This is a genomic window from Ruminococcus turbiniformis (assembly GCF_020687545.1).
Lineage (GTDB): Bacteria > Bacillota > Clostridia > Lachnospirales > Lachnospiraceae > Mediterraneibacter > Mediterraneibacter turbiniformis.
Genome location: NZ_JAJEQX010000011.1, coordinates 87270 through 102265, shown reverse-complemented (window position 1 = coordinate 102265; position 14996 = coordinate 87270). Strand labels below are relative to the sequence as shown.

11 protein-coding genes, 1 tRNA gene and 1 pseudogene are annotated in these 14996 nt (G+C 49.1%); 3 read left to right on the top strand and 10 right to left on the bottom strand.

Annotation, left to right across the window (positions count from 1 at the left end):
- From LKD70_RS07955 to LKD70_RS07940, 4 genes and pseudogenes are all read right to left on the bottom strand, one after another.
- A pseudogene (locus LKD70_RS07955) lies at positions 1-326 on the bottom strand (hypothetical protein); the annotation flags it as partial.
- Between the two features lie 152 nt (positions 327-478).
- Positions 479-1819 carry a diguanylate cyclase gene (locus tag LKD70_RS07950; RefSeq protein WP_227707496.1) on the bottom strand — a complete coding sequence of 447 codons (1341 nt, stop codon included), beginning with the start codon at positions 1817-1819 and terminating at the stop codon, positions 479-481.
- A gap of 94 nt (positions 1820-1913) precedes the next feature.
- The gene (locus tag LKD70_RS07945) at positions 1914-3002 is read right to left on the bottom strand and encodes an HD domain-containing phosphohydrolase (RefSeq protein WP_227707495.1); all 1089 of its coding nucleotides are present in this window, start codon (positions 3000-3002) and stop codon (positions 1914-1916) included.
- A gap of 4 nt (positions 3003-3006) precedes the next feature.
- Complete coding sequence (locus LKD70_RS07940; RefSeq protein WP_227707493.1) at positions 3007-5562, bottom strand: hybrid sensor histidine kinase/response regulator; 2556 nt, start codon at positions 5560-5562, stop codon at positions 3007-3009.
- Between the two features lie 250 nt (positions 5563-5812).
- Between LKD70_RS07940 and LKD70_RS07935 the strand changes: the two genes are divergently transcribed.
- Entirely contained in the window at positions 5813-7102 is a 1290-nt protein-coding gene (locus tag LKD70_RS07935) for a DUF6070 family protein (RefSeq protein ID WP_227707491.1), read from the top strand.
- Between the two features lie 60 nt (positions 7103-7162).
- Here the strand turns inward: LKD70_RS07935 and LKD70_RS07930 are convergent.
- Positions 7163-7235 (bottom strand) — tRNA-Ala (locus LKD70_RS07930).
- Between the two features lie 174 nt (positions 7236-7409).
- Between LKD70_RS07930 and LKD70_RS07925 the strand changes: the two genes are divergently transcribed.
- Positions 7410-8000 carry an HAD family hydrolase gene (locus LKD70_RS07925; protein WP_227707490.1) on the top strand — a complete coding sequence of 197 codons (591 nt, stop codon included), beginning with the start codon at positions 7410-7412 and terminating at the stop codon, positions 7998-8000.
- 17 nt (positions 8001-8017) lie between these two features.
- On the opposite strand, the gene LKD70_RS07920 is transcribed toward LKD70_RS07925, so the two are convergent.
- Entirely contained in the window at positions 8018-8482 is a 465-nt protein-coding gene (locus LKD70_RS07920; protein ID WP_227707489.1) for a signal peptidase II, read from the bottom strand.
- Between the two features lie 53 nt (positions 8483-8535).
- A complete protein-coding gene (locus LKD70_RS07915) occupies positions 8536-9207 on the bottom strand; it encodes a zinc ribbon domain-containing protein (RefSeq protein ID WP_227707488.1) in 672 nt (223 codons plus the stop codon).
- A gap of 228 nt (positions 9208-9435) precedes the next feature.
- On the opposite strand from LKD70_RS07915, the gene LKD70_RS07910 reads away from it, so the two are divergent.
- The gene (locus LKD70_RS07910; protein ID WP_227707487.1) at positions 9436-11142 is read left to right on the top strand and encodes a S8 family peptidase; all 1707 of its coding nucleotides are present in this window, start codon (positions 9436-9438) and stop codon (positions 11140-11142) included.
- Between the two features lie 5 nt (positions 11143-11147).
- On the opposite strand, the gene clpX is transcribed toward LKD70_RS07910, so the two are convergent.
- The 3 genes from clpX to LKD70_RS07895 form a co-directional block, all read right to left on the bottom strand.
- Positions 11148-12626, bottom strand: a complete 1479-nt coding sequence (gene clpX, locus LKD70_RS07905; protein WP_227707486.1) for an ATP-dependent Clp protease ATP-binding subunit ClpX — start codon at positions 12624-12626, stop codon at positions 11148-11150.
- Positions 12627-12750: 124 nt separating this feature from the next.
- Entirely contained in the window at positions 12751-13431 is a 681-nt protein-coding gene (locus tag LKD70_RS07900; protein ID WP_227707485.1) for a P-II family nitrogen regulator, read from the bottom strand.
- A 13-nt stretch (positions 13432-13444) separates the two neighbouring features.
- Positions 13445-14992: a DUF1538 domain-containing protein gene (locus LKD70_RS07895; protein WP_227707484.1), complete on the bottom strand. Its 1548-nt coding sequence runs from the start codon at positions 14990-14992 to the stop codon at positions 13445-13447.
- Positions 14993-14996: the final 4 nt, after the last annotated feature.

Sequence of the window (14996 nt, the reverse complement as noted above, 5' to 3'; positions counted from 1 at the left end):
TCATAAAAAACATCCCTCTGGGGTTTCTGCCCTTTGGTCAGCCAGATGAATGCAAGGTCTCTCTGACACAGGTCAACAATACGGTCAACAGCCCGGACTCCGCGCATGTTTGCATAGGTAACAACAGCATACAGCATGATTGGGTTAAACCCGGTTCTTCCCTTATCTGAATAACAGGCCAGCAGGCCTGAAAAATCCAACTCCTCCATCACGTTTTTTAGGGTATAGACTGGATCGTCATCGGGTAAACTCAATTCGAAGAAACTGAAGTTAATTTTTTGTTGCCCAATTTCAAAAAAATCGTTATAATAATCTTGTTTTAGCATAGTTCCATTATAACATGGAACGGAGAGGAAGATGGTTGTCGTTAGCCATCTTTTTCTCTTTTTAGAGGATAAATTTCAGGGGCAGATGTGACTCGTATGAGTCACATCTGCCCCTGATTTGGACTATCTATTTCCCGACAGCCCCTTTTTCATTATGATTCCAGTTCACGTATAACGCATCTGCCCTTGCTGCTGTATTTAATCTCATAGAGCACTCTGTCCGCCTTTTTATACAGATCGGAGAAGGACTTCGCCGTTGTGCCATACACGCCGCCCATCGACACAGAAGTCCCGGCCAGCGGATAGCGGATCTCCGCTTCCTTCTGGTATGCGCTGATCATATTCTCTGCCTTTTCCCGGATTGCGTCGATACTGCTGCACGGATGCGCAAAAAGGACAAACTCATCTCCGCCCAGGCGGAAGGCAACGTCCGTCTGCCGAAACGAATTTTTCAGAAGCTGCCCGGTAAAACGAAGCATTTTATCGCCCGCCTCGTGTCCGTAGATATCGTTGACCCGCTTGAAATTATCCAGATCTATCATAAGGAATATATAGGGTTCACCCTTCCGCATTTTACGGTCAAACATCAGTTCCCCGCTTTTTCTGTTGTAGATTCCTGTCAGGGAGTCTTTCTCAGCCTCCTCCATCAGATGTTTTCTCACCTTCATACTGTCCGAAATATCGACAAGTACGCTTATGATCGCATCTCTTCCGTCTGCTGCGACAATCTTCCGGCCGATATCGTATACCCACAGATAAGTACCGTCCTTTTTCTTGACTCTGTACTCTACCGCATACTGCTTTCCTGACCGCAGCCGCTCCATAACAAGCCGGGTCACTCTTTCACGGTCCTTTTCATAAAAACTGTTTGCAATATTCCCCCCGGTCTCTTCGATAAACTCGTCATAAGTATATCCCATCATTTCAAGCAGTGTATCGTTCACAACATAGAGCGGAAACCCTTCTTCTATGTAGCCGCCTATGATCCCGCCCGGCATCATCTGGCAGAGAATATCAACCAGCTCATGCTGAGCCGTACCATTAAGTTCCCGTGCATTTTCCGACACATACTTCAGAGGAAAAAACTCTTCCGTTTCCTGGTATCTGCTGCTCTCGGACATATGAAACGCCGTTGCAAGAAAGCGTCCGTTCTCTTCCTTAAATGCTGCGGTAAGCCGGGTTCTGTAATAGACTTTTCCCTGTGTTTCCGCATCTGTCATCGTTTCCATGCGGCAGCAGCATTCCCATGTATGCTCTCCCGTACGTTTCTCCGTGTAGTTTTCAATTCTGAATCCTATAGAATTGGGAAGTGCTGCGATTTCCCGCTGCAGAAGCTGTTTCAGTTCCTCTTTTCCATATGCGACTTCCTCATCCCCGGTTCCTACGCTGTATATGTCATCTGATATCATCGACAGAGTGTCTTCTATATTTCTCGCAGTGAGATAAGACTCAAAAAATCTGGTGAGCACCGGATAAATCACCTGTTTTTCCATTTCAAATCCTCCTGTCTCCGACCTTCTCCTGTGCCGGTTTATATAATCTGTATATCAGTTTTGCCAGTTGTTATAATTGAGACAGCCTTTTTGCCTATTTATATAATCTTCGTATTGGCTTCTCTGCGGCGAAAAAGCATTCCAGAAGTTCCGGATTGAACACGCCGCACTCGCCCTGGCGGATCATTTCAATCGCTCTGTCTACTTCGATCGCGCCCTTATATACCCTCCTGCTCACAAGCGCATCATACACATCCGCCAGCGAGACAATCTGTGACCACACAGAGATCTCTTCTCCTTTAAGTCCGTCCGGATACCCGTTTCCGTCCCACCTCTCATGATGGTGTCTGGCAATATCACAGGCATACCGGAACATCCGGTCCTGCGCCATGTTCGGAATCTTCTGCAGAAGCTCCGCTCCTCTGACTGTATGGGTCTTCATCACTTCATACTCTTCCGATGTCAGTCGTCCCGGTTTGTTAAGTATCGCATCCGGGATCGCAATCTTTCCGACGTCATGCATAATCGCAGCAAGGGAAATCTCCCGGATCTCGTTCTCTCCCAGACCGTTTCCAAGTTTTGTGTTGCGCAGCAGATATTCCGTAATGTCGTGAATTCTGTGTACATGGTCTCCCGACTCACCGCTTCTGAATTCGATGGCCGCCGCCAGCGACTCTGCCAGGCTCATATTCAGCCGGATAATCTGGTGCGTCTGGCGCAGAAGTTCAATCTCCTGCTCTGCCACCTTATTTCTAAGGCTCCGCCTTGCCCGGTAAAGTTCGATCACGGAATCAATTCTTCGTTTTACAACATATGGCACAACAGGTTTGCGGATGACATCCATCACTCCCAGTGAATACGCTTCCCTGAGCACTTCGTCGTCCGTTTCCGCTGTAATTAGAAAAACCGGAATCTGCTTTTGGAGCCCTCTCATACTGATCTCTCTTAAGACGTCCATACCGTTCATAACCGGCATCACTACATCCAGAAGAACCGCACAGAACTTTTCCCAGTTTTTCAGGAGTATATCGAGTCCTTCTTTTCCGTTCTCCGCCTGCTCCACGCCGTAGCTCTCCTGAAAAATGTTTTCCAGTATCGCACGGTTAATTTCATCATCGTCCACAATCAGGATTGTCCCCTGATTTTTCTGTTCTTTTTCCAGCGTCCCGCTGTCTCTCTGCATCTGATCACTCCGCCCTTTTTGCATCTAACAGTTTTTTCATTGTTTCTTTCAGCATCCGGAAATCGATTGGTTTTGAAATATGTGCATTCATTCCCGCCTTCTTAGTCAGGGCAATATCTTCTGCAAACGCATTTGCCGTAACCGCTATAATCGGAATATCCGCTGCATCCGGCTTTCCGCTTTTCCGTATCATCTCAGCCGCCTCGCAGCCGTCCATCACCGGCATCTGCATATCCATCAATATGATATCGAACCAACGCGGCTCATTTTTCACAAACAGCTCATACGCCTCTTTTCCATTCCATGCCTGTATCACATCCAGTCCGAACATACCGAGCATCTCCGCGGCGATCTCCATATTGATCGCATTATCCTCTGCAAGAAGAACCCTCCTGCCTTTCAGGATGTCCTCTCCTTCTTCCTGCGGGGAGACTCCTGATCCTTTCTCTTCTATTCTCTCAGGACCGGCCGTCTCCTCGCTTATGCGGAACGGAATTGTAACTTCAAATACCGTTCCCTTTCCAAGTTCGCTGTCCACCTCGATCGTTCCGCCCATTTTCTGCACAAGCTCATGCACGATTGGCATTCCAAGTCCGGTTCCGGCCACTTTGGCCGCTCCAAACTGCACTTCTCTCTCAAACGGAATAAAAAGTCTTGATAAAAAGTCCCTGCTCATACCCGCTCCGTTGTCCCGGACGGTAAAGCAGTATTTTCTGTATTTGCTGTTGCTGTCCACAGTCTCGTTTACTGACAGCGTTATTATACCATCACTTCCGGTAAATTTCATCGCATTAGACAGAAGATTGTTCAAAATCTGCTGTATCTTTCCCCAGTCTCCCACCACACAGACATCTGCGATATCAAGATCTGCTGTAAAGATCTTCCCTTTTTCTTCCATCTGCGGCTGATAGATCGCTGTCAGCTCCTCCAGATTCTCCTTCATCATGAAACTCTCACTTTTAAGTTCCAGTTTCCCTTCTTCTATTCTTGAAATGTCCAGAATTTCATTGATCAGTTCCAGAAGCTGACTCCCGAGCTGCCTGACCTTTTTCAGTGTATCCGCCATCTTTTCCGGATCGTTTACCTGTCCTTCGGCAATCCTCGTAAGTCCGATGATTCCATTCAGCGGCGTACGCATGTCATGGGACATCTGGGAGAAGAACATGTTCTTGCTCTTCGTCATACGGTCCACGGATTCCAGCGAATTTTTCAGAAATTCCAGTCTGGAAAGATCCTGTTTCTTCGCCTCGTTTACATCTCTGAAGGCCAGTACAACCGTTCCCTTCTGAAGGGATTCATCGTAGAGCATCTGCACATGTACCCAGCGGTACTCTCCATTAAAGAGTCTCCGGAAGTCCCCTCCGAAATCACGCACACGTTTTCTGACCAGCTCCTGCATGTTTTTCGTGGAAAATGTACGGCTGAATTCACCGTAATCCTGCCTGTAAATCACTTCCTCCATAATGTTCACGAGTTGGGCATAGTCTCCACGCCGGGGAATATTGTTCCGGACATAGTCCGAGCCCTTCATCATATAATACTCTCCCCGGGTCAGATCGACCTGGTAAAGCGCATAGTAGGAATTGCCAAGTACCCCGATGATCTCATTGTAGATCTTCGCCTTTCTGTTTGTCCTGAAATCAATAATGGCAAAAATAATCACAGTCAGCATAAAGACAACGATCACGCCCACAAAAATCTGCCACGCGCCAAGATACGGCTCCACGAGCACCTGATAGGGGATCGTGACAACAGCATACCAGCCCGAGTCAAGCTGATAGTAGTATACCCCCCGGCGCTGTCCGTCTATACCCGTAATATAATTGACTGCACTTTTTTCACTGCCTGCAGTATTGGTGTCAGTCTCATTTTCTCCGCTGATCACAGCCCGGAAAACATTATTGAACTTGTCCTGCAGCGCATCGTGCTCTGCCTCCGTGACAGAGGAGAACAAAAGAGTCCCCTCTGAATCACAGAGATAATAATTTGTCCCCTCAGGAGTCCCCGCTGTCCGTGCTTCTCTCATACCGCTCATCGGATACATGTCCACTGCAACGACGTCATCTGTCCCCTGAATTTTCATCGCAAGAGTCACTACTTTCTCCCGAAGGCGGGCGTCTGTGTAGACGTTCGTGTAAATAATCTCTCCGTCCGCCTCGATGGCTCTCTGATACCATTCTGTACTGTATACGTCAAACGTCTCGTCTCCCTCCCAGTAAGTAGCGGCATGTATTTTCCCGTCGATGACCGCATAAGCCTCCACTTCGCCCAGATCTCTTATATCCATCACAAAATCCAGGTACCTGCCGATGAGATACGAATAATCCTCCGTGCGGTTCTCCGGCCGGAGCTGATATTCCAGTGTCTCAAGTATTACTTCATATTCATTGAGAACACTCGCTTCGTTGAGCGCATATACATGCGCGCTTTCATCCCCCGCCATCTGAACGTTGTCGATCACAGCGTCATTCATTTTCCTGATTGCAAACGGTATCACCAGTATGATAACCAGTATCACAATAATCAGATACAGATATCTGTTCTTGTACTTTCTTTCCATAATAACATGGTTTCTCCCTGCTTCTTTTCTGCAGCCGCAGCTGCTTTTCTTCAGTATAGCAGATTCGTATGCCTGCCGCAATTATTCATTGAATCGCGGCAGTCCGCATCATTGAATATGCGGTACCTTCCTCCCAATCTCATCGCTGCCCGCGAAAATATACTTGACGTCATTTTCCTACAAGTGTAATATATAGATATCCTGCGAATCTCTGCAGTTCAGATTCCCGAATATGAAAGGGGAAGGATATATGATAAAATCACCAGTAATAAAATATCTGACTGTATTGTTCAGTATCACCTGCCTGACAGGCTGCTCCGGCGCATACACAGGCAGTTTTCCTGCGGAGACTGTCCCCGGAACCGCATCCCGGGAAGAAGCAGAGGCCGGGGCAGTCCCCGCATTGGGAAACAGCACGGACTCCGGATCGAAAGACACGGAAAACAGCGATCCCTGTGAGGCGGATTACATCGATCTTACTGAGAATGAAAAGAGATCTGTCCAAAGGCGCATCTCTTCTGCCGGTGACCTGTGCAGAGAGATTTACGCCGCCGCTGACAAAGGCAGTTCCTCCAATATTGTCCTGGACGAAGAGATCGTGCATGAGATGATTGCCGCCGTATCCGGACAGGGCGCGGCCGTGACATGCGGGAGCTACGACTTTAACATGCTGAATTACGAAAAAACAGACAGCAGCCTGCGTGACGCCGCAGAGGGTAAACATTCCAATACCGAGTTCTACGAAATAACAGCAAGCGGACACATCAAATATTTTGCGCTTGAATCAGAAAAAGGCGAGATGACTGTCACATATGCAAATTCTAAATTCAATGAGGATGCAGAACTTCGGATTCAGCAGCTTGAAAAATTCCGCGTCTACGACTGGGAATACACGGACAAAGGCTGGCTGATCTGGGAACAGGCACTCTCCAGAAATCAGGAGATGGACATGCACAGTTTTTTCCGTATCCTCCCTCTTGATGAGATGTGCCGGGAACTGGGGAATCAGTATATCCTTCCTGTCAGCTATTTCTGCAACAACCTGTTTCTGACTGAATGGGATACAGACAGTATGGACAAAATTGAATTTAACGACCTGTATGATTTTCTGTATGCAATGAAATACGGAGAAGCGCTCGATGCAGACTCCGTACAGGGCGGCATCCCAAAGGACGAGTTCGAAAGCGTTGTACTGACTTTCTTTGATCTTCCCAAAGAGGCTCTTGAAACAATTGCCCGGTATGATTCCGGAACCGGACTGTATCCGTGGGAGGCAATCGGGGCATGGAACCGCGTCCGACAGCTTCAGCCTTTTCCCGAGGTTGTAAAATGTACGGAGAATCCGGACGGCACATGGGCGCTGGACGTCGAGGCGATTCTGATCGAGAACGGGGACGACTGCGCTTTCAGGCATACGGTCACAATGAAAGAGGAGGACGGCAGATGGATCTATCTTGGGAATCATATCCCGGAGGAAGAAAAAGAAAGAGCGCCGGGATATCGGCCGAGACGGGAATTTGCCGGGCAGTCCGGACAGTAAAGCACATATTTTCAGACTTTCAGACATGAAAAAAGCCCGTAAACACGGGCTTTTTTATCATGGAGTATACGGGATTCGAACCCGTGGCCTCCACAATGCGAATGTGGCGCGCTCCCAGCTGCGCTAATACCCCATGACGCGAGTATAGCACTTTTTCAGATAAAATACAAGCAGTTATTTCTTTCTGCATCACACTCATGATTGTCATGATTGTCATCTGTCCTGTCTTGACTTCCCTCCCCTTCCCTTCTATAATCAAAAAAGAGTTTTACAGATATTTTCAGCATTCTTTTAAGGAGGGTACGCGATGAAATACAAGAATATTGTTTTCGATTACGGAAATGTAGTCGGAAGATTCAACGGAAGTTACATACTGGATCAGTTCTGCTCTTCTGAGGAAGACCGGGACATGCTTGCATCGATCGTCTACTCCGGATGGGCCGAACTCGACAGAGGAACCGTAGACTATGACGAATACGCCGAGGCGGCAGTTGCCCGTGTTCCGGAGCGGCTGAAGGAAGTGACCCGCACGTTCTTCAGAGAATGGCCGCGCCACGTTATCCCGCTTGAGGACACCATTCGTTTCATCCGGGAGCTGAAAAGTGCCGGAACGCCTGTGTATCTTCTCTCCAACGCCCCGACCTGTTTTGCGGAATGGGCGAAGGCCGAAGGAATGACCGACATGTTCGACGGCGTCGTCTTCTCCGCCCCCATCAAAATGGCGAAGCCCGATCCGGATATTTACCGGTATCTGTTCGAGAAATACACGCTGAAACCGGAGGAGTGTTTTTTCATCGATGATCTGAAGGAAAATATCGAGGCCGGACGTGCGCTTGGCATGGACGGGATCGTCTTCACCGGTGACATAGACGCAGTAAAAGCCGCTGTCGGTTTCTGACGGCGGCTTTTCTCTATTCACTGCTTTTTTCTCAATTCACTGATTACAAGAAGCGCAGACCCTGCTGCGATGAAAAAGTCACCCAGGTTGTATGTAATCCCGGAGATTTTCTCATTCTTCGTTTGAAATCCGATATAGTCAACCACATATCCTCTCGCAAGTCTGTCGAATGTGTTGCTCCACGCGCCTGCGGTGAGAAGGGACAGACCCGCCCTCCGGCAGATTCCTTTCTTCCGCACGCACGCAGACGCATACATCACAGTCACAACTCCCGCTGCCGCGGCAGAGAGACCACGCACGATCCGGGGCCTGTCTGAGAGAATATTCAGACACATTCCCCGGTTGTGAACTCTTCGGAGAACGATCCGGTCTGTCAGAGTTCTTTCCTCATTTTTCTCCATATTCTGCTCCGCATAGGACTTCATAATCTGATCCGCTGCAAAAGCGCCCGCAGTTCCCCACGGCAGCTGTCGTATTTTCATCTGTACCTCCAGTTATCCGGTTCTCCGGTGTATTTCACGGTCAGGCAACGGTTTTACTGCTCGTTTAACTTGTCCGCAGCCTTTCCCGCTGCATCACTGATCTTCTCTGCCGCTTTCTCTGCCATCTCACCGGTCTTTTCCGCAGCTTTTCCTGCTATCTCGCCGGTCTTCTCCGCAGCTTTTCCTGCCATCTCACCCGCTTTCTTCGCGGCCTCTTCTGCCATCTCTCCTGCTTTCTTTGCGGCTTCCTCTGCTTTGTCCGCGAGGTCTTCCGCCGCATCAGCCATCTTTTCCTTCATCTGGTCCGCATAGCTGTCAGTCTCTTCCGCTTCTGCCTCTGCCTCGCAGTCTTCTGCTTCCGCTGCGGTTACCTTCTCTCCGCAGTACGGACAGTAGGCCATATCTTTTGCCACCAGCTTTCCGCAGTTCGGACACTCGGACGCTCCTTTAATCTTTGAAATTTTTTTCTCATAATCCTCCATGCTGGTCTCACGGTTCTGAATTGCCTCACACAGTCCCTGCGCAGCCTCCTCTACCGCTTCTCCAGCTTTGTAGCGGTCATAGATCATCTTTCCGAGTTCCATAAGATCCACCGCGTTTCCTCTTGCCATATTCCGTATCTGGCTTTTCAGTCTCTGAATCTCGATGGCATCTCCTGCCTTATTTGTCATTGTCTCCGCTGTTTCACCGATGCGTTTTCCCAAATCTTCGAAAAAATCTTTCATTGTAATCCGTCTCCCTTCTTCTTTCACAGCAAGTCTGTGTAAATATCATACAAATCTGTGACCTTAACATACCATTATTATACCCTATTATCCGACAACTTCAACAAAAACGGAGCGAATTTATACTTTTTTAAGCTGCGTTCTCTTTTCTTTATCTTTCTTCCGGACAGGTAATCTTTTCACGGCTTCAGGCATATAATAGTCCGAACAACACTTAAGTGAGCCCCTATGCCGGATTTAGAAGAATGCAGAAAACAGATTCTCTCGGAAGACTACCGTGACTTTATCGGAAATCATGTACGCACTCCTTTTTTCAACAGTATCATGCAGCAGGAACGCTGTGAACAGAATGCGGGATTTGGCTACAAATGCTTTTATCTTCCTTCTGATGCCGCTGACCCTGTCACGCTGACCAGATACTCTTACAACTCCATTCCCAAGTGTTACACACCGCTCAGCCTGGAAACGCTGAATCAGGCGGGTATTCTTCCCGTCCAGAACTATCCCACCCTGCAGCTTAAGGGTTCCGGTATTCTTATCGGTTTTCTGGACAGCGGAATCGACTATGAAAACTCTCTTTTCCGAAACCTGGACGGCACAACACGAATTGCCGCCATATGGGACCAGACGGTACAGAGCGGCACACCTCCGAAGGGCTTCTCCTTTGGAAGTGAATATACCCGCGACGAGATTAACGCCGCTCTCTCCTCGGAATCTCCCTTTGAACTCGTTCCCTCCTCAGACGAAAGCGGACATGGAACATATGTGGCAGGCCTGGCCGCCGGGGGCGCCAACGCGGAGGAAGGCTTTCTCGGAGCCGCTCCGGAGGCCTCCATCGCCGTGGTGAAAATCAAACAGGCAAAAAAATATCTCCGGAATTATTATTTCATTCCGGAAACCGCTGTATGCTACCAGGAAACCGATCTCATGCTCGGTCTGAAATACCTGAATGATCTCTCTGATTCTCTCCAGCTCCCGCTTGTTGTGTGTATGACATGCGGCACAAGTATGGGCGGACATGTCGGCACCCTTCCGCTGTCATTTCTCATCGATGGATACAGTTCCCTCGCGAACCGCGTCACTGTAGCCGGAACAGGCAACGAGGCGGATAAACGGCACCACTGCTCGGACATACTTAAAAGCCGGGAAGACACGCGAACCATCGAACTCCGGGTAGGAGAAGGCGTCTCGGGATTTTCCATGGAGCTGTGGACGGAAGTGCCCAACGTCCTGTCCATTTCCATCATTTCTCCGTCCGGCGAGAATACATCACGCATTCCCCTTCGCGCCGGAGCAGGTGCCGAAATAGACTTTCTCTTTGAACGCACAAAAGTATCTGTAGACTATCGCCTTCTCGTGGAAAAAAGCAGCTCCGAACTTGTCTTCTTCCGCTTTGACGCCCCTGCTCCCGGTATATGGAAAATCGTTGTGGAACCGCTCTCTGTTGCCGACGGAGTCTTTCACATGTGGCTTCCTCCCGCGGAATTTTTAAGCGGTGAAGTCTTTTTTCTCGAGTCGGACCCATACAGTACTCTCATGAATCCCTCCAGCGCGGACAGTCCTGTTGCCGTCTCTTCCTACGACGGCAGCACCGGCGCGGTATCCCAGACTTCTGGCCGGGGAAATACGCGGACCGGAAAAAGGAAACCCGATATCACCGCCCCGGGAGTCAGCGTGCGGGGACCAATGCCCGGAGGACGCTTTTCCTCCCGTTCCGGCTCGTGCGTCTCCTCCGCGGTCACCGCGGGAGCCGTGGCTCTGATGCTGGAATGGATCCTCTATATACAGAAAGCCCCGGGCGTTGACTCTTTTCAGATCAAAAGTCTGCTCATACTCGGAGCCGTCCGCCCGGGGACAATGACCTATCCGAACCGTGAGTGGGGATATGGTCAGCTGAATCTGTATAATACGTTCGAGGCAATGCGCCGTCTCTGAATTTTCTATCCGAGAAGAGGCATTTCCTGCCCCCTCAGACGGATAACCGGACCGCCGGTGCCCTCGATATACGCGCGGGTAATCGTAACCTCACCGATGCTGTCATCCTTCGGGATCTCATACATGATATCCAGCATAAATTCTTCGATGATTGCACGAAGCGCCCGGGCGCCGGTATCTTTTTCCATTGCCTTCTCCGCGATGGCCTCCAGAGCCCCGTCGTCGAAATCAAGTTTCACCTCGTCCAGGGCAAGGAGTTTCTGATACTGCTTTAAGATCGCGTTCTTCGGCTCTTTCAGGATCTTGACAAGCATATCCTTATCAAGACCTTTCAGCGTAAATATGATCGGAAGACGGCCGAGAAATTCCGGTATCATTCCAAATTTGCGGAGATCTTCCACCGTCACTTTCGAGAGAAGATCCTTGTCGTCTCTGTACTTGTCCTTGAGCTCCGCGTTAAATCCCATGGAAGTCTTCTTCTGAAGTCTCTCCCTGATAATATTTTCCAGATCCGGGAACGCGCCTCCGCAGATAAACAGGATATTCTTTGTGTTTACTGTGGTCAGAGGCACCATGGCATTCTTGCTGTTTGCTCCGACAGGAACTTCCACCTCGCTTCCCTCAAGAAGCTTGAGCATTCCCTGCTGCACAGACTCGCCGCTTACGTCTCTCTGGTTTGAATTATGCTTCTTCGCTATCTTGTCAATCTCATCGATGAAAATAATTCCCTGCTCTGCCCTCTCTACGTCGTTGTCTGCAGCGGCCAGGAGCTTGGACACTACGCTTTCGATATCGTCGCCTATGTATCCCGCTTCGGTCAGAGATGTGGCATCTGTGATAGCAAGCGGCACATCCAGCAGTTTTGCCAGTGTCTTAACCAGGTAAGTCTTTCCGCTTCCTGTCGGTCCGATCATCAGCATATTTGATTTCTCAATCTCGATGTCATCCATCGTCCCGGTCGCCACTCTCTTATAATGGTTATACACGGCCACAGACATCGCTTTCTTCGCATATTCCTGTCCCACTACATACTCATCCAGGCGGGCCTTGATCTTATGAGGCGCCGGTATCTCTTTGATATCGAGCTGATGGAACTCTTTCGGCTTTTCTTTTTTCTTTTTGATCTTCTGCTGTCTCGGCTGCATATTTTCAAGATCAGACATATTGAAAAACTGTACCCCCGGCATATTCATCAGCCGGTTTAAATCTACGGACCCGTTGGTCATGGCGTCAAAGCTTCTCTGCATGCAGTCAGGGCATACCGTGATATTGTTGGGAAGATCGATCATCTTTCCCGTCACGCTTTCCGGGCGGTGGCATATAAAGCATATCTTTTCATACCCGTCGTCTTCTCTGTCTTTCTCCTTTTTGCCGTCAGCCGGTACAACATTCTTTTTATCCCCGCGGTCTGAAGCTTTCTCTCCCTCTTCCCGCGTATTCTCTCTATCTTCCTCATCCACAAGGATGAAATCATGATCTGACATATCTGCTTCCCTTCCATCTGTAAAACTGCAGGAGAAAAAACTTCCCCTGACACCATTTCATTATAGTACACTTACCCTGGTTATACAAATGAACTTTTTCTAAAAGCCCGCTCCGTAAAGCCTGTCACTGTACTTCCTGAAGACGGAGTCCCGCCGTATCTGTCACCGGAATGGAAAACACAACCGATTTAGCCTTACTCTCAAGTCCCGCGTTCTCCATAATGGACTTCATAATCGCATTTTTCATCTCTGTTTTTGTCACAATAAAGATAATCTCTTTCTCATCCGCAATGGAGACGCCGAGGAATTTCTCCGCGCGCTCAAGCCCTGTTCCCATCGCATGAATCGAAGTTCCGCCGCCGGCTCCCTGAGCTCTCGCCGCATCCATCACTTCCTCTGTATACCCATGGTTTGCAATCACGACAATCAGTTCATATTTTGTGTTTTTCATCACACTCTCCTCTTCTTTCTCATATACCTGTCCGTCAAGCAGAAACTGCATTACTTTTTTCCCGCCTATGCTTGAGAGCGGCATAAGAAATGCAATCCCCGTTCCCGGGACATCGATCTGAAATCTGTCCTCGAGCTCTCGTTTCACTGTTTTCCATGTGTTGTCCGTAACCACAGCCAGCATCACCGTCTTCTCGGTAACTTCAAGTCCAAAATAGTCGAGTGTCTCGCTCGTAGCCGTGCCCTGTGCAAGCGTACACAGTACGGACGGAAGCCCGTTCTGCTCATAGCACATCAGTATCCTCTTTGCCACAGACCGCTTTGAAATTGTCATCATCAAATAGATTTCACTCATATCTCTACCTCAATTAAAGTTCAATGATATCGTCATCCGGAAGCAGATCAAACGCACCCGCCGCTTTCGCTGTTTCAAGTTTCTCAAGACGTCTGGACTTGATCTCATAGACAAGTCCCAGAATCTGAATTGTAATCAGAGGCGTCATCGCAACCATAGCGACCACCCCAAAAGCGTCTGTCACAATATTTCCGCCCACACTCACACAGGCTCCGATCGCGAACGGCAGAAGGAACGTAGCTGTCATTGGTCCGGATGCCACACCGCCCGAGTCAAACGCGATCGCAGTAAATATCTTCGGTACAAAAAAGGAAAGCGCAAGGGCAATCGCATAGCCGGGAATGATAAACCAGAAGATGGAGATTCCCGTCAGCACACGGGTCATTGCGAGCCCTACGGAGGCCGCGATACCGATCGAAAGGCTCATCCCCATCGCCGATGCCGGAATTGATCCCGATGTAATATCTTCGACCTGATGAGTCAGAACAATAACCGCCGGCTCCGCCCGGACAATAAAGAAACCGATCAGCATTCCGATTGGGATGATAATCCATTTATACGGATTGGCCGCAAGGACCTGTCCGAGATAGTTTCCCGCCGGCATAAAGCCCACATTCACGCCCGTAAGAAACACGACAAGCCCGACATAAGTATAGACCATACCGATGGCGATCCTGATCAGTGTCCTGCGGGACATTCTTCTGAAAACAAGCTGAAAGATCACGAAAAAAACGATAATCGGAAGAAGCGACACCGCGATCTCTCCCATGTAGGCGGGAAATTCTTCCGCGAATATGTGCCAGAGTTCCACTGAATCCGAGATAAACGGCACCGAATCCGGAACATACTGTGCGCTGTCCGGACGGTAAATCAGGCTCAGCACAAGCACTGACAGAATCGGTCCCACAGATGAGAGGGCGACAAGTCCGAAACTGTCATCCTCCGCGCGCTCATCGCTTCGAATCGCGGCGATACCGATACCAAGCGACATAATAAACGGAACAGTCATAGGTCCGGTTGTCACTCCGCCGGCGTCAAACGCCACCGCCACAAAATCTCCCGGCGCAAAATATGCCAGGGCAAATACAATGATGTAAAGTCCGATCAGCATGTGTGCAAGCGTAATGTTAAACAGAATACGCAGCACAGCGGACACAAGAAATACACCGACACCGAACGCCACGGAAAGCACAAGTATCATATTCGGCACCGCGGGCACCTGTTCGGCGAGAACCTGAAGATCAGGCTCAGATATGGTAACAATAAATCCGAGTATAAAACTCAGAAAGATGATAAGTCCGAGTTTCTTTGTCTGGGTCATGCATGTTCCCACACTCTCTCCGATCGGCGACATGGCCATGTCCACCCCCAGGGTGAAGAACATCATTCCCACAATCAGCAGCACTGCTCCCAACAGAAATGCCAGAAGGATTCCCGGTTCAATCGGTGCGATGGTAAAACAAAGCACAAGCACAATCGCGATCACGGGAAGGACTGCCTTTAAAGTTTCATTCAGTTTTTCCTGCAGTTTTTCGACTAATTTGATTTTTTTTAAATTCACGCGT

Excerpts from the sequence above, each read along its gene's own strand:
- clpX (WP_227707486.1), bottom strand. The coding sequence starts at position 12,626 with ATGTCAGATCATGATTTCATCCTTGTGGATGAGGAAGATAGAGAGAAT.
- LKD70_RS07915 (WP_227707488.1), bottom strand. The coding sequence starts at position 9,207 with ATGAAAGATTTTTTCGAAGATTTGGGAAAACGCATCGGTGAAACAGCG.
- LKD70_RS07940 (WP_227707493.1), bottom strand. The coding sequence starts at position 5,562 with ATGGAAAGAAAGTACAAGAACAGATATCTGTATCTGATTATTGTGATA.
- LKD70_RS07925 (WP_227707490.1), top strand. The coding sequence starts at position 7,410 with ATGAAATACAAGAATATTGTTTTCGATTACGGAAATGTAGTCGGAAGA.
- LKD70_RS07900 (WP_227707485.1), bottom strand. The coding sequence starts at position 13,431 with ATGAGTGAAATCTATTTGATGATGACAATTTCAAAGCGGTCTGTGGCA.
- LKD70_RS07920 (WP_227707489.1), bottom strand. The coding sequence starts at position 8,482 with ATGAAAATACGACAGCTGCCGTGGGGAACTGCGGGCGCTTTTGCAGCG.
- LKD70_RS07950 (WP_227707496.1), bottom strand. The coding sequence starts at position 1,819 with ATGGAAAAACAGGTGATTTATCCGGTGCTCACCAGATTTTTTGAGTCT.
- LKD70_RS07945 (WP_227707495.1), bottom strand. The coding sequence starts at position 3,002 with ATGCAGAGAGACAGCGGGACGCTGGAAAAAGAACAGAAAAATCAGGGG.
- LKD70_RS07910 (WP_227707487.1), top strand. The coding sequence starts at position 9,436 with ATGCCGGATTTAGAAGAATGCAGAAAACAGATTCTCTCGGAAGACTAC.
- LKD70_RS07935 (WP_227707491.1), top strand. The coding sequence starts at position 5,813 with ATGATAAAATCACCAGTAATAAAATATCTGACTGTATTGTTCAGTATC.